The sequence below is a fragment of the Nonomuraea candida genome (genome assembly GCF_000725485.1).
GTDB lineage: Bacteria > Actinomycetota > Actinomycetes > Streptosporangiales > Streptosporangiaceae > Nonomuraea > Nonomuraea candida.
The window spans coordinates 1-246 of record NZ_JOAG01000199.1; the positions used below are offsets into that span (position 1 = coordinate 1).

1 pseudogene is annotated in these 246 nt (G+C 66.7%); it reads left to right on the plus strand.

Going from position 1 to position 246, the window contains the following annotated elements:
- Window positions 1–246: pseudogene (locus tag IO39_RS43690) on the plus strand (hypothetical protein); the annotation flags it as partial.

Sequence of the window (246 nt, forward strand, 5' to 3'; positions counted from 1 at the left end):
TCGGTGCTGGAGACGACGATCGCCTACGAGCAGGTGGCCGTGGACCTGACGGCGTGGGTGGCCCGGATGGAGCCGGACCCGTACCTGAAGCAGGCCTACCAGTTCGGCGTGCTGGAGGACTTCGACCACCTCTACCGCTACGCCAACCTGTACGAGATGATCGAGCACCGCAAGGCCGAGAAGATCGTCGACCAGCTCACCGAGGTCATGCCGGGCCGCCCGACCTACCTGCACCACCGCGACCCG